Source organism: Tatumella saanichensis (assembly GCF_000439375.1).
Classification (GTDB): domain Bacteria; phylum Pseudomonadota; class Gammaproteobacteria; order Enterobacterales; family Enterobacteriaceae; genus Tatumella; species Tatumella saanichensis.
In genome coordinates, this window is the sequence record NZ_ATMI01000002.1 from 85,567 (window position 1) to 107,786 (window position 22,220).

General features: G+C 52.5%; 19 protein-coding genes and 1 other annotated feature. Of the genes, 16 read left to right on the top strand and 3 right to left on the bottom strand.

Features of this window, described 5'->3' with window-relative positions; translation table 11 throughout:
- Positions 1 to 21: 21 nt before the first annotated feature.
- Positions 22 to 741 carry a two-component system response regulator ArcA gene (gene arcA, locus DW47_RS0101555; protein ID WP_029684567.1) on the bottom strand — a complete coding sequence of 240 codons (720 nt, stop codon included), beginning with the start codon at positions 739 to 741 and terminating at the stop codon, positions 22 to 24.
- A gap of 553 nt (positions 742 to 1,294) precedes the next feature.
- Here arcA and DW47_RS0101560 point away from each other — a divergent pair.
- The 5 genes from DW47_RS0101560 to thrC all read left to right on the top strand — a co-directional run bounded on the left by DW47_RS0101560 (position 1,295) and on the right by thrC (position 7,025).
- A complete protein-coding gene (locus DW47_RS0101560) occupies positions 1,295 to 1,981 on the top strand; it encodes a tRNA/rRNA methyltransferase (protein WP_029684568.1) in 687 nt (228 codons plus the stop codon).
- Positions 1,982 to 2,178: 197 nt separating this feature from the next.
- The gene (gene thrL, locus DW47_RS17860; protein WP_071846600.1) at positions 2,179 to 2,247 is read left to right on the top strand and encodes a thr operon leader peptide; all 69 of its coding nucleotides are present in this window, start codon (positions 2,179 to 2,181) and stop codon (positions 2,245 to 2,247) included.
- Positions 2,186 to 2,306 (top strand) — a sequence feature (Thr leader region). It overlaps the preceding gene by 62 nt.
- Positions 2,307 to 2,331: 25 nt before the next feature.
- A complete protein-coding gene (gene thrA, locus DW47_RS0101565; protein ID WP_029684569.1) occupies positions 2,332 to 4,794 on the top strand; it encodes a bifunctional aspartate kinase/homoserine dehydrogenase I in 2,463 nt (820 codons plus the stop codon).
- Between the two features lie 2 nt (positions 4,795 to 4,796).
- Positions 4,797 to 5,726 carry a homoserine kinase gene (gene thrB, locus DW47_RS0101570; RefSeq protein ID WP_029684570.1) on the top strand — a complete coding sequence of 310 codons (930 nt, stop codon included), beginning with the start codon at positions 4,797 to 4,799 and terminating at the stop codon, positions 5,724 to 5,726.
- A gap of 3 nt (positions 5,727 to 5,729) precedes the next feature.
- Complete coding sequence (thrC, locus tag DW47_RS0101575) at positions 5,730 to 7,025, top strand: threonine synthase (protein WP_029684571.1); 1,296 nt, start codon at positions 5,730 to 5,732, stop codon at positions 7,023 to 7,025.
- Between the two features lie 48 nt (positions 7,026 to 7,073).
- Here thrC and yaaA read toward each other — a convergent pair whose 3' ends face one another.
- Entirely contained in the window at positions 7,074 to 7,847 is a 774-nt protein-coding gene (gene yaaA / locus DW47_RS0101580; protein WP_029684572.1) for a peroxide stress protein YaaA, read from the bottom strand.
- 238 nt (positions 7,848 to 8,085) lie between these two features.
- Between yaaA and tal the strand changes: the two genes are divergently transcribed.
- The 6 genes from tal to nhaA all read left to right on the top strand — a co-directional run bounded on the left by tal (position 8,086) and on the right by nhaA (position 15,799).
- Positions 8,086 to 9,039: a transaldolase gene (gene tal, locus DW47_RS0101585; RefSeq protein WP_029684573.1), complete on the top strand. Its 954-nt coding sequence runs from the start codon at positions 8,086 to 8,088 to the stop codon at positions 9,037 to 9,039.
- A gap of 88 nt (positions 9,040 to 9,127) precedes the next feature.
- Positions 9,128 to 9,715 (top strand): molybdopterin adenylyltransferase, encoded by a 588-nt coding sequence (gene mog, locus DW47_RS0101590; protein ID WP_029684574.1) that lies wholly within the window; start codon positions 9,128 to 9,130, stop codon positions 9,713 to 9,715.
- Between the two features lie 115 nt (positions 9,716 to 9,830).
- The gene (locus DW47_RS0101595) at positions 9,831 to 11,120 is read left to right on the top strand and encodes an MFS transporter (protein ID WP_029684575.1); all 1,290 of its coding nucleotides are present in this window, start codon (positions 9,831 to 9,833) and stop codon (positions 11,118 to 11,120) included.
- Between the two features lie 220 nt (positions 11,121 to 11,340).
- Positions 11,341 to 13,251 carry a molecular chaperone DnaK gene (gene dnaK, locus DW47_RS0101600; RefSeq protein ID WP_029684576.1) on the top strand — a complete coding sequence of 637 codons (1,911 nt, stop codon included), beginning with the start codon at positions 11,341 to 11,343 and terminating at the stop codon, positions 13,249 to 13,251.
- Positions 13,252 to 13,349: 98 nt separating this feature from the next.
- The gene (gene dnaJ, locus DW47_RS0101605) at positions 13,350 to 14,492 is read left to right on the top strand and encodes a molecular chaperone DnaJ (protein WP_029684577.1); all 1,143 of its coding nucleotides are present in this window, start codon (positions 13,350 to 13,352) and stop codon (positions 14,490 to 14,492) included.
- Between the two features lie 146 nt (positions 14,493 to 14,638).
- A complete protein-coding gene (nhaA, locus tag DW47_RS0101610; protein ID WP_029684578.1) occupies positions 14,639 to 15,799 on the top strand; it encodes a Na+/H+ antiporter NhaA in 1,161 nt (386 codons plus the stop codon).
- 104 nt (positions 15,800 to 15,903) lie between these two features.
- Here nhaA and rpsT read toward each other — a convergent pair whose 3' ends face one another.
- The gene (gene rpsT, locus DW47_RS0101615) at positions 15,904 to 16,167 is read right to left on the bottom strand and encodes a 30S ribosomal protein S20 (RefSeq protein WP_029684579.1); all 264 of its coding nucleotides are present in this window, start codon (positions 16,165 to 16,167) and stop codon (positions 15,904 to 15,906) included.
- A gap of 318 nt (positions 16,168 to 16,485) precedes the next feature.
- Here rpsT and ribF point away from each other — a divergent pair, with 318 nt between their 5' ends.
- From ribF to ispH, 5 genes are read left to right on the top strand one after another with little or no spacing between them, the layout of a single operon-like run.
- The gene (ribF, locus tag DW47_RS0101620; RefSeq protein WP_029684580.1) at positions 16,486 to 17,424 is read left to right on the top strand and encodes a bifunctional riboflavin kinase/FAD synthetase; all 939 of its coding nucleotides are present in this window, start codon (positions 16,486 to 16,488) and stop codon (positions 17,422 to 17,424) included.
- Between the two features lie 27 nt (positions 17,425 to 17,451).
- The gene (gene ileS / locus DW47_RS0101625; RefSeq protein ID WP_029684581.1) at positions 17,452 to 20,268 is read left to right on the top strand and encodes an isoleucine--tRNA ligase; all 2,817 of its coding nucleotides are present in this window, start codon (positions 17,452 to 17,454) and stop codon (positions 20,266 to 20,268) included.
- On the top strand, positions 20,268 to 20,771 hold the full coding sequence (lspA, locus tag DW47_RS0101630; RefSeq protein ID WP_029684582.1) for a signal peptidase II: 504 nt from the start codon (positions 20,268 to 20,270) through the stop codon (positions 20,769 to 20,771). The genes ileS and lspA overlap by 1 nt, the downstream gene beginning before the upstream one ends.
- Entirely contained in the window at positions 20,771 to 21,241 is a 471-nt protein-coding gene (fkpB, locus tag DW47_RS0101635; RefSeq protein ID WP_029684583.1) for an FKBP-type peptidyl-prolyl cis-trans isomerase, read from the top strand. The genes lspA and fkpB overlap by 1 nt, the downstream gene beginning before the upstream one ends.
- Positions 21,222 to 22,175, top strand: coding sequence for a 4-hydroxy-3-methylbut-2-enyl diphosphate reductase (ispH, locus tag DW47_RS0101640; protein ID WP_029684584.1), 954 nt, complete (start codon positions 21,222 to 21,224; stop codon positions 22,173 to 22,175). Before fkpB ends, ispH begins: the two co-directional genes overlap by 20 nt.
- Positions 22,176 to 22,220 lie beyond the last annotated feature (45 nt).

A 22,220-nucleotide genomic window follows, 5' to 3' on the forward strand; every position in this document is an offset into this window, starting at 1 on the left:
CTTTTTCATTTAAGGTTGTCATCAGTGGTTTTCTAATTCACCACAGAAACGGTAACCCTCGCCGTGGATCGTAGCGATAATTTCCGGCGTATCGGCATTGGACTCGAAATGCTTACGGATACGGCGGATAGTGACATCCACAGTACGGTCATGAGGCTTCAGCTCACGGCCGGTCATTTTTTTCAGCAAGTCAGCGCGGGTCTGGATCTTGCCTGGGTTTTCGCAGAAGTGCAGCATGGCACGGAACTCACTGCGTGGCAGTTTGTACTGGTCACCCTGCGGGCTTACCAGTGAACGGCTGTTAATGTCCAACGTCCAGCCATTAAACTGATAGTTTTCAACGTGCTTACGCTCTTCACTGACCGCTGCCAGATTCATGGTGCGAGACAACAGGTTACGGGCACGGATCGTCAGTTCACGCGGATTGAAAGGTTTAGTGATGTAATCATCAGCACCGATTTCCAGTCCCAGGATTTTATCGACTTCGTTGTCACGGCCAGTCAGGAACATCAGCGCCACACTGGCTTGTTCACGTAATTCACGCGCCAGTAACAGTCCGTTTTTACCTGGCAGGTTGATATCCATAATTACCAAGTTAACATCATTTTCAGTCAACAGTTGATGCATTTCAGCACCATCAGTTGCTTCAAATACAACGTATCCTTCCGCTTCAAAAATACTTTTCAGGGTATTACGGGTTACGAGCTCGTCTTCGACGATTAGAATTTGCGGGGTCTGCATGTTTTGCTACCTAAAATTTGCCATCAAAATTGATACAAGGCATACAGTGCTGAAGTCAGAGATATTGGTTAACGTATTATGAGTCTGCATGGCCAATTTACGACGTTTTGTTCTTGATGCATCACAGAATTACGCTAACGCCGGATCCAGCTTTAACACACTCGGTCTGTATGCGCCGAAGGGGTCTCAACCTGTTTCATCCTAACCGCTTTAACAGCCAGCTAACAGCACCAACAATATTCAGGAAGCAAATAAAAACGCTTCGTTGACTTATATCAAAACTGAGTGTAGCACGTTAACACTTATGTTAAAAATATCTCTTTTTTATCTCTGATAGAGAATAAATCGCTAAATAACGGTGTATCCGTCATGCCGCCAGCGGGATAAGGCAAAAAGCGGATTTCTAAGCTGCTGTTTTTATTGGTCAAAAAGTCGGCATTTTACAGCGTAGAGTCGGCTGTATGCCAAGGGCTAAGGTTAACAGTAGTAAAATAATGAAACCACCGGTAAATAAAATTTGCGTTTATTTAGTCAGCATTATTAAGGTTCTTTAATGTCATTTGCCATCATTTTAGTCTCACCGGCGCGCTCGGAAAATATTGGAGCCGCTGCCCGGGCCATGAAAACCATGGGCTTCTCGGAACTGCGTATCGTCAACAGTCAGGCCTGGAAGGACCCTGCAGCCTACCGCGTTGCTCACGGGGCCACAGAGATTTTGGATAATGTGCAGGAATATCCAGACCTGGCTGCGGCCTTGGCCGATGTCGATTTCTCGGTCGCGACCACCGCCCGCAGTCGTGCAAAATACCGCTATTACGCCACGCCACAGCAGGCTGAAGCCCTACTCAAAGAGAAGCAACAATGGATGGGGCGCATGGCGCTGATTTTCGGGTGTGAGGAGAGTGGGTTAAGTAATGAGGATCTTGAACTTGCGGATGTGTTGACGGGTATTCCTATGGCAGTGGAGTACCCGTCCCTGAATCTCGGGCAGGCGGTAATGGTGCTCTGCTATCAGTTCTCCTCGCTAATGCAGGTTAGTGCTGTTGCTCCATCGCAGGCGGACCCCCAACAACTGCAGGCGCTCCGAACGCGCTTTCACCATCTATTAGCGCGTCTGGAGGTCAGTGATGACCAGAAAATGACCGACTGGCTCGATCAGCGGCTCGGCTTACTGGAGCAGCGCGACAGTGCCATGCTGCATCGACTGGTCCATGACATCGAAAAAAAACTGGCAGAGTAATCCGCTGGATGACGTTTTTTTCTCGGCATCATATTTTAGTGAGCTGCTATAGATTGTGTTATCTCTCGGTAGGAGGTTTTTGAGGTAGCATAAATGGGCAGGACGTAAATTCACTAAAACTGATAAATAAGTTGACTTGACCGGCCATATGTTTTACTTCTGGATACAGACAGATTACAAAGACAGACAGAAAACCCATGCGTAACGACAGCCTGATGATGACTATTATTACCACCACCATTACTACAGGTAACGGTGCGGGCTGACGCATACCAATAAAAAAAATGAAAAAGCCCGCACCCACTCAGGTGCGGGTTTTTTTTTGGCGTAAATTCAGGAGTGATTGAATCATGCGAGTGTTGAAATTTGGCGGAACCTCGGTCGCCAACGCAGACAGGTTTCTGCGCGTTGTCGATATACTGGAAAATAATGCGAAACAGGAGCAGGTTGCCACGGTTCTTTCCGCGCCCGCAAAAATCACTAACCATCTGGTTGCACTGGTTGAGAAGACGATTTCCGGTCAGGATGCGTCCGCTAATCTCCTTGAGGCCCGTGAGATCTTTGATACCTTGCTACGTCAGTTGGCTGACGCACAGCCAGGCTTTGCTCACGCCGCGATGACCACATTTGTCGATGCCGAATTTACCCGCTTACAGGAAGTGATGCTGGGCATTAATTTGCTGGGGCAGTGCCCGGACAGTGTCAATGCCGCGGTGATCTGCACCGGTGAAAAACTCTCAATTGCCATTATGCAGGCGCTGTTACAGGCCCGTGGCCATCAGGTGACGGTTATCGACCCAGTAGAGAAACTGCTGGCGATTGGCGGTTACTTGGAGTCTACCGTCGATATTAATGAATCGACTCGCCGTATTGCCGCCAGCCAAATCCCCGCCGAACACTTTATCCTGATGGCTGGCTTTACCGCCGGTAACGAACGCGGTGAACTGGTGGTTCTCGGCCGTAACGGGTCCGACTATTCGGCTGCGGTGCTGGCCGCCTGTTTACGGGCTGATTGCTGTGAAATCTGGACCGACGTGGACGGGGTCTATACCTGCGACCCGCGCCAAGTGCCGGATGCCCGTCTGCTGAAATCTATGTCTTATCAGGAAGCGATGGAACTGTCCTACTTTGGCGCGAAAGTGTTACACCCACGCACCATTACCCCGATTGCCCGCTTCCAAATCCCTTGCCTGATTAAAAATACCGCCAACCCTTCAGCGCCCGGTACCCTAATTGCCGATGGCGCTGCGCTGGATACTACCCCAGTTAAAGGGATCACTAATCTGAACAATATGGCGATGTTCAATGTCTCTGGCCCTGGCATGAAGGGGATGGTGGGCATGGCTGCACGGGTGTTTGCCGTGATGTCACGGAAGGGCATTTCGGTGGTACTGATCACTCAGTCCTCGTCGGAATACAGTATCAGCTTTTGCGTACCGCAAAATGAGATGCGGGCGACCCGCCGCGCACTGGAAGATGAGTTCTATCTGGAACTGAAAGACGGCTTGTTAGAGCCGCTGGACGTTCAGGAAAAATTAGCGATTATCTCTGTGGTGGGTGACGGTATGCGCACCCAGCGTGGGATCTCTGCCAAATTCTTTGCAGCATTGGCCCGCGCCAATATCAATATTGTGGCGATTGCTCAAGGCTCTTCCGAACGTTCTATCTCGGTCGTGGTCGCCAACGAAGAGACCACCACCGGAGTACGTGTGGTCCATCAGATGCTGTTTGCCACCGATCAGGTGATCGAAGTGTTTGTGGTGGGTACCGGCGGTGTCGGTGGGGCATTACTGGAACAGTTACACCGCCAGCAGCAATGGCTAAAAAATAAGCATATTGATCTGCGGGTATGCGGCATCGCCAACTCTCGAGCCTTACTGACCAACGTCCACGGCATCGATATGAATACTTGGCAGGCGCAACTGTCGGAGGCTAAAGAGGTGTTCTCGCTGGAGCGCCTAAGCCGCCTTGCCAAAGAGTATCATCTGCTCAATCCAGTGATCGTCGACTGTACCTCCAGCCAGAGTCTGGCGGATCAGTATGCGGATTTCCTCAGTGAAGGGTTCCATATTGTAACGCCGAACAAAAAAGCCAACACCTCCTCTTGGGATTACTACCAGCAGATGCGTGCAGCAGCAGAAAAATCGCGGCGTAAGTTTCTGTATGACACCAACGTGGGAGCCGGTTTGCCGGTGATTGAAAACCTGCAAAACCTGCTGAATGCCGGTGATGAGCTGATCAAATTTAACGGCATCCTGTCCGGATCGTTATCCTATATTTTCGGGATGCTGGATGAGGGAATGTCATTATCCGAAGCTACCGCCAAAGCCCGTGAGTTAGGCTTTACCGAGCCAGACCCGCGGGATGACTTATCGGGGATGGATGTGGCCCGTAAGCTGCTGATTTTGGCTCGTGAAGCCGGTTTCCCGCTCGAGCTGAGCGATATCGCCATTGAAGCAGTGCTGCCGAAAGCCCTGACCGATCTGCCAGATGCTGACAGCTTTATGGCGCGTTTGCCGGAACTGGATGCTGAGTTTGCAGAGCGTGTCGCCAAGGCCCGTGAAGAAGGCAAAGTGTTACGTTTTGTCGGTGCCATTGATGAGCAGGGGCAGTGCAGTGTGAAAATTTCGGCCGTGGACAGTAATGACCCGCTGTTTAAAGTGAAGAACGGTGAGAATGCATTAGCCTTCTATAGCCGTTACTATCAGCCAATTCCGTTGGTACTGCGTGGTTACGGTGCTGGCAATGACGTGACCGCAGCCGGGGTATTTGCGGATTTATTGAGAACTCTGTCGTGGAAGCTGGGAGTCTGATCATGGTAAAAATTTATGCACCGGCCTCTATCGGCAATGTCAGTGTCGGTTTTGATGTCCTTGGCGCTGCTGTATCACCTGTCGACGGCACACTGCTTGGCGACTGCGTCACCGTAGAAGCGGCCGACAGTTTCAGCTTGGAAAACCGCGGTCATTTCGTCAGCAAACTGCCGGCAGAGCCGAAACAGAATATTGTTTATCAGTGCTGGGAACGTTTTTGCCAAGAGATTGGCCATGAAGTGCCGGTCAAAATGGTCTTGGAAAAAAATATGCCTATCGGTTCCGGCCTCGGCTCCAGTGCCTGCTCGGTGGTTGCTGGGCTGATGGCAATGAATGAATTCTGTGATAACCCGCTGGATGATGACCGACTGCTGGCCCTGATGGGTGAGTTAGAAGGGCGGGTCTCCGGCAGTGTCCATTTTGATAACGTTGCTCCGTGTTTTCTCGGCGGCTTACAACTGATGTTGGAATCAGAGGGGATCACCTGTCAGCCAGTCCCTTGTTTTGATGAGTGGTACTGGGTGATGGCCTATCCAGGTATCAAAGTCTCCACCGCCGAGGCACGGGCGATTTTACCGGCCAGCTACAGCAAAGCAGACTGTATCACCCACGGACGTATGCTGTCCGGCTTTATCCATGCCTGCCACACTCGTCAGCCAAAGCTGGCGGCCAGTCTGATGAAAGATGTGATGGCAGAACCTTATCGCACCGGACTGCTACCCGGCTTCGCCGAAGCCCGTCAGGCAGTGCGTGAGCTGGGGGCGTTAGCCTGTGGTATCTCCGGCTCCGGCCCGACGTTGTTTGCGGTCTGCGATCGCCGTGAAGTGGCAGAGCAGGCCAGCGACTGGCTGAAACAGCACTATCTGCAGAATGATGAAGGCTTTGTACATATTTGCCGTCTTGATACAACCGGCGCACGTAAACTGGGATAAGCAATGAAATTATATAATCTGAAAGATCACAACGAGCAGGTCAGCTTCACTCAGGCGGTAAAACAGGGCCTTGGCTCACAGCAGGGGCTGTTTTTTCCTCACGAATTACCGGCCTTTGAACTGACGGAAATCGATCAGTTGCTGGAGATGGATTTTGTCAGCCGCAGCAGCAAGATCCTGTCGGCGTTTATCGGTGATGAGATCCCAGAACAGGAACTGGCTGCGCGCGTGAAGGCTGCCTTTGCGTTTCCTGCGCCGGTAAAAACCGTTTCTGAGGATATGGCCTGTCTCGAACTGTTCCATGGCCCGACCTTGGCGTTTAAAGATTTCGGCGGCCGTTTTATGGCACAGATGCTGGCGCTGAGTAGCGATAAAGATGAAAAAATCACTATCCTGACCGCCACCTCCGGCGATACCGGTGCAGCGGTTGCCCATGCGTTTTATGGTATGGAAAATATCCGTGTAGTGATCCTGTATCCACAGGGCAAAATCAGCCCGTTACAGGAGAAACTGTTCTGTACTCTGGGCGGTAATATCCAAACCATCGCTGTCGACGGCGATTTTGATGACTGCCAAGCGCTGGTGAAGAAAGCGTTTGATGATAAAGATCTGAAGCAAGCGATCGGCCTCAACTCAGCGAACTCCATCAATATCAGCCGTCTGCTGGCGCAGATTTGCTACTACTTTGAAGCCGTTGCACAGCTGCCGCAGGAAAAACGTAACCAGCTGGTGATTTCGGTACCGAGCGGTAACTTTGGGGACCTGACGGCCGGTCTGCTGGCAAAAAGCCTTGGCCTACCAGTGAAGCGTTTTATCGCTGCCACTAACGCCAATGACACGGTGCCTCGCTTCCTGACCAGCGGTGAGTGGGCGCCAAATAAAACCGTGGCAACCCTGTCTAATGCCATGGACGTCAGCCAGCCGAATAACTGGCCGCGTGTCGAAGAGCTGTTCCGCCGTAAAACCTGGCAACTGAGTGAGCTGGGCCACGGCACACTAAATGATGAGCAGACCCGTGAAGCGGTCCGTGAACTGGCGAAAGAAGGGTATATCTCTGAGCCACATGCCGCGATCGCTTGGCGGGTGCTACGTGATCAGTTGCAGGACGGTGAATACGGTCTGTTCCTCGGCACTGCCCATCCGGCCAAGTTTAAAGAGAGCGTGGAAGCGATCCTCGGTCAGTCTCTGGCGTTGCCGCCGGAGCTGGCAGAACGTGCTGAGCTGCCATTACTGTCTGATCATTTGCCTGCAGATTTTGCCGTATTACGTGATTACTTGATCAACAATAAACCGCAATAAGCAAAAAAGGCGGACCCACGGGTCCGCCTTTTGGGTGTTACGCCAAGATTATTGTTCGTGGCGTTTAAACACCAGTTCATCTCCTTGGCTGGCGGCTTCATCAAAGAAGTAGCCATCCACGTCAAAGGCTTTCAGTTGTTCTGCGTCGGTCAGACGGTGCTGAATAATATAGCGACTCATCAGACCACGGGCTTTTTTGGCATAAAAGCTGATCACTTTGAACTTCCCGTTTTTCTCATCAAGGAAAACCGGCTTGATGATCCGCCCCTGTAACTGCTTAGGTTTGACCGCTTTAAAGTATTCATCGGACGCCAAGTTCACCAGAATATCGTCACCTTGGGCTTTCAGGGCATCGTTCAGCCTCTCTGTTAGACGGTCTCCCCAGAAGCTGTAAAGATCCTTGCCCTGCGGGTTGGCCAGTTTGATGCCCATTTCTAAGCGGTAAGGCTGCATTAAATCCAGCGGACGTAGAATACCGTACAGGCCGGACAACATCCGCAGATGCTGCTGGGCAAAGGTAAAATCTTCGTCATTCAGACTCGCGGCATCTAGACCGGTGTAGACATCCCCTTTAAACGCCAAAATCGCCTGACGGGCATTGTCAGGACTAAACGGCGGTTGCCAGTCATTAAAGCGTTCTGCATTGAGGTGGGCCAGCTTATCACTGATACTCATCAACGAGGCAATCTGTGCTGGGCTCAGTTGGCGGGCAATGTCGATCAGTTGCTGTGACGCCTCCAGCAGCTGGGGTTGAGTGTACTTGTCTGTTGCCAGCGGGCTTTCATAATCCAAGGTTTTCGCTGGGGAGATTACCAATAACATTTTTCGTTCCTCATGATTCAGACCCGCAGGTAATCGTCGCAGTTTAACAAAAAAGCTGCACGGATTGATCAATCGTTATGGTCGTTAACTTCTATGATGAAGGGGATACCGCTTGCAGACTGCGATCGCTGGCACGATTTAGCCGCTGATTCTCCCAGGCGGTCTTGCACCTCAAGAAGTGCGTGATATTATCCGGAGAGGCTTTTTACACTGACGTACAACAGAAGAGAAGCAAAACATGACGGACAAACTTACCTCACTGCGCAAGATCACCACAGTCGTTGCTGATACCGGTGATATTGCTGCAATGAAACTCTATCAGCCACAGGATGCCACCACCAACCCTTCACTGATCCTGAACGCTGCTCAAATCCCTGAATACCGCAAACTGATCGATGAAGCCATCGATTGGGCACGCCAGCAGAGTAATGACAAAGACGAGCAGATTGCCCATGCCTCTGACAAGCTGGCAGTGAACATCGGCCTAGAAATCCTGAAACTGATCCCTGGCCGTATTTCTACTGAAGTTGATGCACGTCTTTCTTACGATACCGAAGCGAGCATTGCCAAGGCGCACAGCCTGATCAAACTGTATAACGATGCAGGCATCAGCAATGACCGTATCCTGATCAAACTGGCCTCTACCTGGCAGGGGATCCGTGCGGCAGAACAGCTGGAAAAAGAAGGTATCAACTGTAACCTGACCCTGCTGTTCTCCTTCGCCCAGGCCCGTGCCTGTGCCGAAGCGGGCGTATTCCTGATCTCTCCGTTTGTTGGCCGTATTCTCGACTGGTACAAAGCTAACACCGATAAGAAAGAATACGCACCGCAGGAAGATCCAGGTGTTGTATCAGTGACCGAGATCTACGACTACTACAAAAAGCACGGTTATGAGACAGTGGTGATGGGTGCAAGTTTCCGTAACACTGGTGAAATCATCGAACTGGCTGGCTGTGACCGTCTGACTATCTCTCCAGCACTGCTGAAAGAGCTGTCTGAAACCGAAGGCGACGTTGAGCGTAAACTGAGCTACAGCGGTGAAACGGCTGCCCGTCCGGAGAAGATGAGCGAAGCGGAATTCCTGTGGGAACACAACCAGGATCCAATGGCTATCGATAAACTGGCTCAAGGTATCCGTAACTTTGCCCTCGACCAGGGTAAACTGGAAAAAATGATTGCAGACCTGCTGTAATCATCCCTTCCGCAGCGCGCTCCGTGCTGCGGAATCGTTTCTCCCTGTCCCTGTCGTGCGAAACGACCTCCTGTGAAGTGAACCCATTATGAATACTCTACGAATCGGCTTAGTGTCGGTGTCTGACCGTGCCTCCCAAGGTGTCTATCAGGATAAAGGCATTCCCGCCCTGACCGAATGGCTGAACCAAGCGCTAAGCACGCCCTTTGACATTGAAAGCCGGGTGATCCCGGATGAGCAGCCACTGATTGAACAGACTCTGTGTGAACTGGTAGATGAGCGCCACTGCCACTTGGTACTGACCACCGGGGGCACTGGCCCCGCACTGCGTGATGTCACGCCGGATGCGACCCTGGCGGTGGCTGACCGTGAAATGCCGGGCTTCGGCGAACAGATGCGGCAGATCAGTTTACAGTTTGTCCCCACGGCCATTCTCTCCCGTCAAACGGCGGTGATCCGTAAGCAATCGCTGATCATGAACCTGCCGGGGCAGCCTAAATCGATAAAAGAGACTCTTGAAGGTCTGAAAGACGAAAACGGTAAGGTAAAAGTGGCCGGTATTTTTGCAAGTGTAGCGTATTGTTTACAGTTGCTGGAGGGACCGTATGTCGAGACCCACCCTGAAGTGGTAGCATCTTTCCGCCCTAAAAGTGCACGCCGTGAGATAATCGACTGAATTTCGGTTTTTTGACTGCTGTCTCTCTTCGGGTCTGGTGTGCCGGTAAAATTACGATATAGTAAGGAAATATTTACAACTGTATTTTCACCGGACGCTGACCCGATAACTGAACATGGATACTCATCCCGCACACCGCCTCAGCGGTCAGGACTATAAAACTCTGCTATTGGCCGCCCTTGGCGGAGCCTTAGAGTTTTACGACTTCATTATTTTTGTCTTCTTTGCCGCTATTATCGGCGAGCTATTTTTCCCGCCGCACATTCCAGAATGGTTACGACAGGTGCAGACCTTCGGCATTTTTGCCGCCGGCTATCTGGCGCGACCGCTGGGAGGCATTGTGATGGCTCATTTCGGCGATATCCTTGGGCGCAAAAAAATGTTTAGCCTGAGTATTTTGCTGATGGCGGTGCCGACCCTGGCAATGGGGCTGTTACCCTCCTATCAAAGTATCGGGCTGGCGGCCCCTTTATTGATGTTACTGATGCGTCTGCTACAGGGAGCGGCTATTGGTGGTGAGGTGCCGGGAGCGTGGGTATTTGTTGCAGAGCATGTCCCAGAGAAACGGACCGGCATTGCTTGCGGTACCCTGACTGCCGGTCTGACGGTGGGTATTTTACTGGGTTCGCTGGTGGCCGGGCAGATTAATCGTCATCTGAGCCTGGAGCAGGTAGTCTCCTACGGTTGGCGCGTCGCTTTCCTGCTTGGCGGCGTCTTTGGCTTTATCGCGCTGTATTTGCGCCGCTGGTTACAAGAGACCCCAGTGTTTAAACAGATGCAGCAACAGAAAGCGTTGGCGGACGCATTACCGTTGCAAGCGGTGGTACGTCATCATCGTAAAAGCTTGCTGATGTCGGTGTTGTTGACTTGGCTGCTGTCTGGGGCACTGGTGGTGCTGATCCTGATGGCCCCGGCACTGATCCAGAAGCTGTACCATATTCCGGCAGCGGATAGCCTGCAAGCGAACAGCGTTGCGACCCTGATGTTACTGATTGGCTGTCTACTGGCCGGTGTATTGGCGGACCGTTTTGGCGCTGGGTTATGCCTGATGGTTGGGACAGTATTGCTGGCGGTGACCACTTGGCTGTTTTTCGATACCTTGGCTTATCGTCCCCAGTATCTCACGGAGGTCTATGGCCTGCTCGGACTGGCGGTCGGTACCGTCGGCATTGTACCTTTTGTCATGGTACGCGCCTTTCCGCCGGCAATACGTTTCAGTGGTATTTCTCTCTCCTATAACCTCTCTTATGCGTTATTCGGCGGCCTGACACCAATACTGGTGACCCTAGCGATGCGGGTTACGCCGTTAGCACCTTGCTGGTATATGGCCGGGCTCTGTTTGATGGGCGCGATAATTGGCGGTTATCTATGGTGTCGGCGGGGGGATATCCGGCAAACTGCCTGACCGTTACTGGTTAACAGATGAAAAGCAGCGTTTAACGCTGCTTTTTTTTGATTTTTTTTATCACTGCCCTTGATGCCAGACCAAGCGTCCCCATCTAGTTGTCATGCAGAAAGATGAGCCTGAAAAAAAAGTTGGAACTGCCGCTTGAAAACAACGTTGGCGACCACACATAAGGTTCATATCCGAACAAAATCAGAATTTACGTGGGAGATGTGTAGAGATGGGTAAAATTATTGGTATTGACCTGGGTACAACTAACTCATGTGTCGCAATCATGGATGGTGGTAAAGCACGCGTACTGGAAAACGCTGAGGGTGATCGCACCACTCCTTCAATCATCGCTTACACGCAGGATGGCGAGACTCTGGTAGGTCAGCCTGCTAAACGTCAGGCCGTGACTAACCCGCAGAACACTCTGTTTGCTATCAAACGTCTGATCGGTCGTCGTTTCCAGGACGAAGAAGTTCAGCGTGACCTGAAAATCATGCCTTACCAGATTATCGGTTCCGACAACGGTGATGCTTGGTTAGACGTAAAAGGCCAGAAACTGGCACCGCCGCAGGTCTCTGCGGAAGTCTTGAAAAAAATGAAGAAAACCGCCGAAGATTACCTGGGTGAGCCAGTAACTGAAGCTGTTATCACCGTACCTGCTTACTTTAACGATGCGCAGCGTCAGGCAACGAAAGATGCCGGCCGTATCGCAGGTCTGGAAGTAAAACGTATCATCAACGAACCTACCGCTGCGGCACTGGCCTACGGTATGGACAAAGCACAGGGTAACCGTACTATCGCGGTTTACGACCTGGGTGGTGGTACCTTCGATATCTCAATCATCGAAATCGATGAAGTTGACGGCGAAAAAACCTTTGAAGTTCTGGCAACCAACGGTGATACCCACCTGGGTGGTGAAGACTTTGACAGCCGTCTGATCAACTACCTGGTTGATGAGTTCAAGAAAGAGCAGGGTATTGACCTGCGCAACGATCCGCTGGCGATGCAACGTCTGAAAGAAGCGGCAGAGAAAGCGAAAATCGAACTTTCTTCTGCACAGCAGACTGACGTTAACCTGCCATACGTCACTGCGGATGCAACAGGTCCTAAACACCTGAACATCAAAGTGACCCGTGCGAAACTGGAATCTCTGGTCGAAGACCTGGTGACCCGTTCAATCGAGCCGCTGAAAGTGGCGTTGACCGATGCAGGTCTGTCTGTTTCTGACATCAACGACGTTATCCTGGTCGGTGGTCAGACGCGTATGCCTATGGTTCAGACCAAGGTAAAAGAGTTCTTCGGTAAAGATCCACGTAAAGACGTGAACCCAGACGAAGCGGTGGCTATCGGTGCTGCGGTTCAGGGTGGTGTACTGGCCGGTGATGTGAAAGACGTTCTGCTGCTGGACGTTACCCCGCTGTCGCTGGGTATCGAAACCATGGGTGGTGTAATGACCAGCCTGATCAGCAAGAACACCACTATCCCGACTAAGCACAGCCAGGTGTTCTCGACCGCTGAAGACAACCAGTCTGCGGTAACTATCCACGTGCTGCAGGGTGAGCGTAAACGCTCTTCTGACAACAAGTCACTGGGTCAGTTTAACCTGGACGGTATCCAAGCAGCACCACGCGGTATGCCACAGATCGAAGTGACTTTTGACATCGATGCTGACGGTATCCTGCACGTGTCTGCAAAAGACAAAAACAGCGGTAAAGAGCAGAAGATCACCATCAAGGCCTCTTCCGGTCTGAACGATGATGAAATCGAAAAAATGGTCCGCGATGCGGAACTGAACGCAGAATCTGACCGTAAGTTCGAAGAGCTGGTTCAGTCTCGTAACCAAGGTGATCAGCTGGTCCACAGCACCCGTAAGCAGTTAGAAGACGCCGGTGACAAGTTATCTGCAGAAGATAAAGCACCGATCGAAGCTGCCCTGACTGAGCTGGAAACAGCCCTGAAAGGTGAAGATAAAGCGGCTATTGACGCGAAAGTCCAGGCGCTGGCGGAAGTTTCCGGCAAGCTGATGGAGTTCGCACAGCAGCAGCAGGCTGCTGGCCAGGCTGGCGGTGCTGACGCTTCTGCTCAGAAAGATGACGATGTTGTCGATGCTGAGTTCGAAGAAGTTAAAGACAAAAAATAATTGCCCATGACGGGCCCGGCGGTGAATAACCGCCGCTAACCAGCACGGGCGTCGGAGAATATCCACGCCCGTGTGCTCATGTTAAGGGCAGTGAAACAATGGCTAAGAATGATTACTACGAGATTTTAGGCGTATCCAAATCAGCGGATGAGCGTGAAATCAAAAAGGCGTATAAGCGCCTGGCAATGAAGTATCACCCGGACCGCAACCCGGGAGACTCAGCCGCAGAAGAAAATTTCAAAGAAGTTAAAGAAGCGTATGAAATCCTGACCGATGATCAGAAGCGTGCGGCCTATGATCAATATGGTCATGCGGCCTTTGAGCAAGGTGGCATGGGCGGTGGCGGATTCGGCGGTGGCTTTGGTGGCGGTGCCGGTGACTTCGGCGATATCTTCGGTGATGTGTTCGGCGATATCTTTGGTGGCGGCCGCCGCCAGCGTTCTTCTCGCGGTTCCGATCTGCGTTACACCATGGAGTTGACGCTGGAAGAAGCGGTGCGTGGTGTGAGCAAAGAGATCCGTATTCCTACCCTGCAGGAGTGTGATACCTGTCATGGTAGTGGTGCCAAAGCTGGCTCCCAGCCGCAGACCTGTAACACCTGTAAAGGGGCGGGGCAGGTTCAGATGCGTCAGGGCTTCTTCGCGGTTAATCAGCCGTGTCCGACCTGTCATGGTCGCGGTAGCATCATTAAAGATCCGTGCAACGCCTGTCACGGTCATGGCCGTGTTGAGAAGACCAAGACCCTATCGGTGAAAATTCCGGCGGGTGTCGATACCGGTGACCGTATCCGTCTCAGCGGCGAAGGTGAAGCCGGTGAGCAGGGCGCACCAGCTGGTGATCTGTATGTCGAAGTGGCGGTGAAGAAACACCCGATCTTTGAGCGTGAAGAGAATAACCTCTACTGTGAAGTACCGATTAACTTCGCTATGGCAGCCTTGGGCGGCGAGATTGAAGTGCCTACCTTAGATGGCCGTGTGAAGCTGAAAATCCCAGCAGGAACGCAGACCGATAAGCTGTTCCGTATGCGTGGTAAAGGCGTGAAATCGGTACGTGGTGGAGCCATTGGTGACCTGCTGTGCCGTGTGGTGGTCGAGACTCCGGTCAACCTCAGTGAGCGTCAGAAAGAACTGCTGAACGAACTGGGTGAGACCTTGGGCGGACCGTCCGGTGATGACAACAGTCCTCGTTCAAAGAGTTTCTTCGACGGTGTGAAGAAGTTCTTTGATGACCTGACTCGCTAATATCGCAGTAGTCGGTTTAGCGTAATAAGCCAGTCCTCCGGGGCTGGTTTTTTTTTGCCCTGCAACCAGCCTTCCGTACAGAAAACTTTATTGGTTATCGCGGGCAGTGTAGAGTCGGCACAGGACGTTAAAGAGGATATAAACGGATGTCGGGAGTTCTGAAACTCGTAAAAAGTGATGCCGCCGGAGGCGTGATCCTGATCATTGCCGCTGCGCTGGCTATCTTATTGGCCAATCTGGACAGCACCGCAGTCGGTTACCAGTCGTTTTTGAACTGGCAGCCGCACAGCTCGGCAGCAGGCAATGCTCATCCACTCACTACCCTGTTCTGGGTCAATGATGTGCTGATGGTGTTCTTTTTCCTGCAGGTCGGCTTAGAAGTGAAACGGGAACTAATCAGCGGTGCGCTGGCAAGTCGCCAGCAGGCACTGTTTCCACTGATTGCGGCCCTCGGGGGGATGCTGGCCCCGGCACTAATTTTTTTGTTGTTTACCCGCCACAGCAGCGAGGGCCAGAGTGGCTGGGCAATCCCTACCGCGACCGATATCGCCTTTGCGCTGGGTATTTTGGCGCTACTGGGTAATCGGGTACCTGTCGCGATCAAAGTGTTTCTGATGGCACTCGCGGTGATCGATGACTTGGGGGCGATTGTCATTATCGCCCTGTTCTACAGTGGCAGCCCGAATGTCGCGGCTTTAGCCATGGCAGTGGCAGTGATTGTGGTGATGGCGGTGATGAACCGCTGTGGGGTACGCAGCCGGATTGCCTGGTTGGTGGCCGGTGCCGCCCTCTGGTATGTGGTGCTGTTATCCGGTATCCATGCCACCTTAGCTGGGGTGATCCTTGGTATGATGATGCCGGTCAGGGGAGAGGGCAGTAACAGTGCAGCGGCACGGCTGACGCATCAGCTCGAACCCTGGGTGCGCTGGCTGATCCTGCCACTGTTTGCCTTTGCCAATGCCGGAGTGGTCCTTAAGGGGCTGTCTGTGGGCGATATGCTCTCAGCCCTGCCGCTGGGCATTATGGCTGGACTGTTGATCGGCAAGCCGTTGGGCATTACCCTGGTCTGCTGGCTGAGTGCACGCTTGGGCATTACCCGCTTACCCGTGAGCACGCGTATCAGTGATATTGCGGCGGTGGGGGTGTTGTGTGGCATTGGTTTTACCATGTCGGTGTTTATCGCTACTCTGGCTTACGGGCAGCAGGGCGGTGCACTGATTAATGAAGCGAAACTGGGGATACTCGGTGGGTCGATTCTGTCGGCGCTCTGCGGCTACTGTCTGTTGCGATACCGTTATTCGCGTTAAGCCTCGGCGACGTCATCGGGCGATGGCGTCGCAACTGCCCGGATGGCAGACATAAAAAAACCGGCCTGAGCCGGTTCTTTTCAAAGCTGTCAGTAAGACGGCAATTATGCCATTTTGCTGATCTGTGCAGCCAGGTTTGCTTTATGGCGTGCAGCTTTGTTTTTGTGGATCAGACCTTTAGCAGCCTGACGGTCCACGATTGGTTGCATTTCGTTAAATGCGTTCTGCGCAGCAGCTTTATCGCCAGTAGCGATTGCAGCGTATACTTTTTTGATGAAAGTACGCAGCATTGAGCGACGGCTTGCGTTGTGCTTGCGACGTTTCTCAGATGTTACAGCGCGTTTCTTAGCTGATTTGATATTAGCCAAGGTCCAACTCCCAAATATGTTCTATATGGACAAATCAAAGGCCGAGGACTATGCCTTTTGCGCCTTCTCTTGTCAATGGATTTGTGCAAATAAGCGTCGTTTAAAAAACAACACCCGGTTACGTAATTGATGGCGCAAGATTCTACCAGCTTCCTTAGGTTGAATACAGCTTTTCGCAACAAAATTGTCGGGAAATTGCCCGGCAAGGAAGAATCATGAGGAAAAGCAGGAAAGAAGCGTCGAAAGGCCATACTGACGGGTTAATTTTGTACGCTGTAAAGGGTATAATCCGGCGATTTCCAGCGATTTGAGTCGGCCATGAAGTTTATCCGCGGTTTACATAATCTTTCAAAGCAGCACCGGGGCTGCGTTTTGACTATTGGTAATTTTGACGGAGTGCATCGCGGACATCAGGCGTTGCTGAAGCAGCTCTGTGAAGAAGGACATCGTCGCCAACTCCCGGTGGTGGTGATGCTGTTTGAACCTCAGCCTCGTGAGTTTTTCACCGCCGGCGAGGTACCCGCCCGGCTGACCCGATTGCGGGAAAAAGTGAAATATCTGGCCGATGCAGGGGTGGATACTGTGATCTGTGTCCGCTTTGACCGCCACTTTTCAGCACTGAAAGCCAATGATTTTATTCACGATATTCTGGTCGATAAACTGGATGTCCGCTTTTTGGCGGTAGGGGATGACTTCCGTTTTGGCGCTGGTCGGGAAGGGGATTTCCTGTTATTACAGGAGGCCGGTCGACGTGAACACTTCGATGTGGTCAATACCAAGACGTTCTGTGAGCAAGGTAAGCGCATCAGCAGCACTCTGATACGTGAAGCGCTGGCGAGTGATGACTTGGCCGCCGCGGAACGCTTACTGGGGCGTCCGTTTGAGATCACCGGCCGAGTGGTGCATGGCGATGCCCTGGGACGGACCTTGGGCTTTCCGACGGCTAATGTGCCGCTACGTCGTGCGGTAACGCCGGTGCGTGGCGTCTATGCGGTGGAAGTGCGCGGTATTGATCAGCACAGTTACTTCGGCGTGGCCAATATCGGCACCCGTCCTACGGTAAAGGGCATCCGCCAGCAATTGGAAGTGAACCTGCTGAACGTCAATCTGAATTTGTATGGCCGGCATATCTCCGTGATACTGCGCCATAAAATACGTAACGAGCAACGATTTGCCTCTCTTGATGAATTAAAAGTGCAAATTGCCAAAGATGTGGTGACGGCCCGTGAGTTTTTTGGGCTGCAAGCAACGGTATAACCACCGAAATATGGAATCGAGAACCTGATGAGTGACTATAAATCTACCCTGAATTTGCCGGAAACCGGCTTCCCGATGCGTGGCGATCTCGCCAAACGGGAGCCTGGTATGCTGCAACGTTGGACCGACGATAACCTGTACGGTGCTATTCGTGCAGCGAAAAAAGGCAAAAAAACATTTATCCTGCATGATGGCCCTCCGTACGCCAACGGCAACATCCACATTGGTCACTCAGTTAACAAGATCCTGAAAGATATTATCGTCAAGTCTAAAGGACTGTCCGGTTTTGATGCCCCTTATGTACCAGGTTGGGACTGTCATGGTCTGCCTATCGAACACAAAGTTGAGCAGATGATCGGCAAGCCGGGTGAGAAAGTCTCCGCCGCCGAATTCCGTGAAGCTTGCCGCAAATATGCTGCCGAACAGGTGGAAGGTCAGAAGAAAGACTTTATTCGTCTTGGGGTATTGGGCGACTGGGAGCACCCTTACCTGACCATGGACTTCACCACCGAAGCCAATATTATCCGTGCTCTGGGCCGTATTATCGGTAACGGCCACCTGCACAAAGGGGCTAAGCCGGTTCATTGGTGTCTGGATTGTCGTTCTGCCTTGGCGGAAGCGGAAGTTGAGTATTATGACAAGACCTCGCTGTCTATTGATGTGATGTTCAACGCGGTTCAGCCAGAAGCGGTCGCCACTGCCTTTGGCGCACAGACTCCAGCGACACCGGTCTCACTGGTGATCTGGACCACGACTCCTTGGACCATGCCGTCTAACCGCGCGATCTCGGTAAACCCAGAATTTGATTATCAGCTGATCCAGACCGATGGACGTGCGCTGATCTTGGCAAAAGACTTGGTCGAAACCGTACTGAAACGCGCCGGTCTCGAAAGCTGGCAGGTGCTGGGCGAGTGCAAAGGCAGCGCCCTTGAAATGATGCGTTTCGCGCACCCGTTCTTGTCCTTCGATGTGCCGGTACTGTTGGGCGATCACGTTACCCTGGATGCTGGTACCGGTGCGGTCCATACCGCGCCTGGTCACGGCCCGGATGACTATGTGATCGGTCAGAAATACGGTATCGAAGCGGCTAATCCAGTGGGCCCAGACGGTTGCTACCTGCCGGGTACCTATCCGGGGCTGGATGGCGTCAACGTGTTTAAAGCCAACGAATTAGTGGTCGAGATCCTGCGTGAAAAAGCCGCGCTGTTGCATCTGGAAAAGTTGCATCACAGCTACCCGCACTGCTGGCGTCATAAAACGCCGATCATCTTCCGTGCGACCCCACAGTGGTTTATCAGCATGGATCAGCAGGGGCTGCGTAAACAGTCACTGGAAGAAATCAAAGGCGTACAGTGGATCCCAGACTGGGGTCAGGCACGTATCGAATCTATGGTGGCCAACCGTCCTGACTGGTGTATCTCCCGTCAGCGTACCTGGGGCGTACCGATGGCATTGTTCGTGCATAACCATACCGAAGAGCTGCACCCGAATACCCTGGCGCTGATGGAGCAGGTCGCCCTGCGCGTCGAGCAGGATGGGATCCAAGCATGGTGGGATCTGGATGCAAAAGAATTGCTGGGCGATGACGCTGAGCATTACAGCAAAGTGCCGGATACCCTGGATGTATGGTTTGACTCTGGGTCGACCAGTTGCTCGGTGGTGGATGTACGTCCTGAATTTAACGGCCACAGTGCCGATATCTATCTGGAAGGATCTGACCAGCACCGCGGTTGGTTTATGTCCTCACTGATGATCTCCACGGCGATTAAGAGCAAAGCTCCGTACCGTCAGGTACTGACCCACGGTTTCACCGTTGATGGTCAGGGCCGTAAGATGTCGAAATCTATCGGCAACACCGTCAGTCCGCAGGACGTGATGAAGAAATTGGGCGCGGATATTCTGCGTCTGTGGGTGGCCTCAACGGATTACTCTGGTGAAATGGCAGTGTCTGACGAAATCCTGAAGCGTTCTGCCGATGCCTATCGTCGTATCCGTAACACTGCCCGCTTCTTGCTGGCTAACCTGAATGGCTTCAATCCGGAAACCGATCAGGTCGCGCCGGAACAGATGGTGGTGGTTGACCGCTGGGCGGTTGGCCGTGCGCTGGCGGCACAGCAGGATATCGTGGCTTCCTATGAAAACTATGATTTCCATGAAGTGGTGCAGCGTCTGATGCAGTTCTGCTCCGTGGAGATGGGCTCATTCTATCTGGATGTGATCAAAGACCGCCAGTACACCGCCAAAGCGGACAGCGTGGCGCGTCGTAGCTGTCAGACCGCCCTGTGGCATATCGCCGAGGCGTTGGTTCGCTGGATGGCACCGATCATGTCGTTTACGGCTGATGAGATCTGGGGTCATCTATCTGGTGAGCGTGAAAAGTATGTGTTCACCGGTGAGTGGTATCAGGGGCTGTTTGGGCTGCCGGAAAGCGAAGTGCTGAACGACAGTTACTGGGAACAATTACTGAAAGTCCGTGGTGAAGTGAACAAGGTGATTGAGCAGGCGCGTTCTGATAAGCGTATCGGCGGCGCACTGGAAGCTGCTGTGACCCTGTATGCCGACGATGCACTGGCAGCCAGCTTGAATGCGCTGGGTAACGAGCTGCGCTTTGTGCTGCTGACCTCCGCGGTGACAGTGGCTCCGCTGGCCACTGCTCCGGCAGATGCGGTGCAGAGTGAACACCTGAAAGGACTGAAGGTCAGTCTGACGAAGGCCGAAGGAGAGAAATGTCCGCGTTGCTGGCATTTCACTACCGATGTTGGTCAAAACCCGCAACATGCTGAAATCTGCGGACGCTGCTATAGCAACGTCGAAGGTGACGGCGAAGAGCGTAAGTTTGCCTGATGAGTAAATCATTGACGTCAACTGGACTACGCTGGTTATGGGTTACGCTGCTGGTAATGGTGATCGACTTCGCCAGTAAACAGTGGATTATGGCGAACATGCAGCTGCACGAAACCCGTGCGCTAATGCCTTTCCTGAATCTGTTCTACGCCCATAACTATGGTGCGGCGTTCAGTTTCTTAGCGGATAAAGGCGGTTGGCAGCGCTGGTTCTTTGCGGGGATCGCCATTGCTATCGCCATCGCCTTAGTGGTGCTGATGTATCGCAACCGCGCCAGCCAACGCCTGACCAATATCGCCTATGCAATGATTATCGGGGGGGCACTGGGAAATCTACTGGATCGTTTCTGGCATGGTTTCGTGGTGGATTTCATCGACTTCTATGTGGGTGACTGGCATTTCGCGACCTTTAATATCGCCGATTGTGGTATCTGTATCGGTGCTGCGCTGGTGATCCTGGAAGGGTTTATCCCTTCCTCACGCCATGAAAAGAAAGGTGAGTGATGAGCCAGTCTGTCCAACCTGACAGCGTGCTATTGGTCCATTTTGTACTGACCCTAGAAGATGGGTCAGTGGCGGAATCGACCCGCGCCGGGGGCAAACCGGCGCTGTTCCGTCTTGGAGATGGCAGTCTGTCTGCCGCCTTCAGCCGCGAATTGACCGGTAAACAGGCCGGTGACCGCTGCCAGTTTACCTTGGCACCCGAAGAAGCTTTTGGTGTCACTAACCCTGACATGATTCAGTATTTTTCTCTGCGAGACTTCACCGAAAGCGGTGAGCCTGAGCCAGGGGCTATCATGTTATTTACCCTGCCGGATGGAAGTGAAATGCCAGGGATTATCCGTGACATTTCCGGAGATTCCGTCACCGTTGACTTTAACCATCCGTTGGCAGGCCAAATGACTACATTCGATGTCGAAGTACTGGAAGTCGACCCGGACTTGGAGAGTAAACATGCAGATTCTGCTGGCTAACCCGCGAGGTTTCTGTGCCGGTGTAGACCGTGCCATCAGTATTGTCGAACGCGCTCTGGAGATGTACGGCGCGCCAATCTATGTTCGTCATGAAGTAGTGCATAACCGTTATGTGGTGGAAAGTCTGCGTGATCGCGGCGCCATTTTTATCGAAGAGATCAGCGAAGTACCGGACGGCGCTATTCTGATTTTCTCTGCGCATGGTGTCTCGCAGGCAGTACGGGCAGAAGCCCGTGCTCGTCAATTAACCATGCTATTCGATGCCACCTGCCCGTTGGTGACCAAAGTCCATATGGAAGTCGCACGAGCCAGTCGTAAAGGGGTTGAAGCTATTCTGATTGGCCATGCGGGGCATCCGGAAGTGGAAGGCACTATGGGGCAGTACAGTAACCCGGAAGGGGGGATGTACCTGGTTGAGTCACCGGAGGATGTGTTTAAGCTGCAGGTGAAGGATGAATCTAATCTCAGCTTTATGACCCAGACGACCCTGTCCGTCGACGATACCTCTGAAATCATTGATGCCCTGCGTCAGCGTTTCCCTGCGATCATCGGGCCACGTAAAGATGATATTTGTTACGCGACCACTAACCGGCAGGAAGCGGTACGCAGCTTGTCTGAGCAGGCGGATGTGATCCTAGTGGTGGGGTCGAAGAACTCTTCAAACTCTAACCGTCTGGCAGAATTGGCACGTCGTGCCGGTAAGCAGGCGTGGCTGATTGACTCCGCCAGCGATATCAATGCTGACTGGCTGAAAGGCGCCTCTTGTATCGGTGTGACCGCTGGCGCGTCAGCCCCGGATATTCTGGTTCAGCAGGTGATCACTCGTCTTGGTGAGATGGGCGGAGATGCTGCCATTGAGCTGGTTGGGCGTGAAGAGAATATTGTCTTTGAAGTTCCGAAAGAGCTACGGGTTGAGGTCAAAGAAATCCAGTAAGCTGCCAATCCCGCAACGTCGGTTGCGGGATTTTTTTTATCCGCT

What these genes read in the sequence shown, in the direction of transcription:
- ileS (WP_029684581.1), top strand. Translation starts at nt 17,452, where the DNA reads ATGAGTGACTATAAATCTACCCTGAATTTGCCGGAAACCGGCTTCCCG.
- tal (WP_029684573.1), top strand. Translation starts at nt 8,086, where the DNA reads ATGACGGACAAACTTACCTCACTGCGCAAGATCACCACAGTCGTTGCT.
- thrA (WP_029684569.1), top strand. Translation starts at nt 2,332, where the DNA reads ATGCGAGTGTTGAAATTTGGCGGAACCTCGGTCGCCAACGCAGACAGG.
- ispH (WP_029684584.1), top strand. Translation starts at nt 21,222, where the DNA reads ATGCAGATTCTGCTGGCTAACCCGCGAGGTTTCTGTGCCGGTGTAGAC.
- lspA (WP_029684582.1), top strand. Translation starts at nt 20,268, where the DNA reads ATGAGTAAATCATTGACGTCAACTGGACTACGCTGGTTATGGGTTACG.
- mog (WP_029684574.1), top strand. Translation starts at nt 9,128, where the DNA reads ATGAATACTCTACGAATCGGCTTAGTGTCGGTGTCTGACCGTGCCTCC.
- dnaK (WP_029684576.1), top strand. Translation starts at nt 11,341, where the DNA reads ATGGGTAAAATTATTGGTATTGACCTGGGTACAACTAACTCATGTGTC.
- DW47_RS0101560 (WP_029684568.1), top strand. Translation starts at nt 1,295, where the DNA reads ATGTCATTTGCCATCATTTTAGTCTCACCGGCGCGCTCGGAAAATATT.
- dnaJ (WP_029684577.1), top strand. Translation starts at nt 13,350, where the DNA reads ATGGCTAAGAATGATTACTACGAGATTTTAGGCGTATCCAAATCAGCG.
- thrB (WP_029684570.1), top strand. Translation starts at nt 4,797, where the DNA reads ATGGTAAAAATTTATGCACCGGCCTCTATCGGCAATGTCAGTGTCGGT.
- arcA (WP_029684567.1), bottom strand. Translation starts at nt 741, where the DNA reads ATGCAGACCCCGCAAATTCTAATCGTCGAAGACGAGCTCGTAACCCGT.
- thrC (WP_029684571.1), top strand. Translation starts at nt 5,730, where the DNA reads ATGAAATTATATAATCTGAAAGATCACAACGAGCAGGTCAGCTTCACT.
- yaaA (WP_029684572.1), bottom strand. Translation starts at nt 7,847, where the DNA reads ATGTTATTGGTAATCTCCCCAGCGAAAACCTTGGATTATGAAAGCCCG.
- fkpB (WP_029684583.1), top strand. Translation starts at nt 20,771, where the DNA reads ATGAGCCAGTCTGTCCAACCTGACAGCGTGCTATTGGTCCATTTTGTA.
- ribF (WP_029684580.1), top strand. Translation starts at nt 16,486, where the DNA reads ATGAAGTTTATCCGCGGTTTACATAATCTTTCAAAGCAGCACCGGGGC.
- nhaA (WP_029684578.1), top strand. Translation starts at nt 14,639, where the DNA reads ATGTCGGGAGTTCTGAAACTCGTAAAAAGTGATGCCGCCGGAGGCGTG.
- DW47_RS0101595 (WP_029684575.1), top strand. Translation starts at nt 9,831, where the DNA reads ATGGATACTCATCCCGCACACCGCCTCAGCGGTCAGGACTATAAAACT.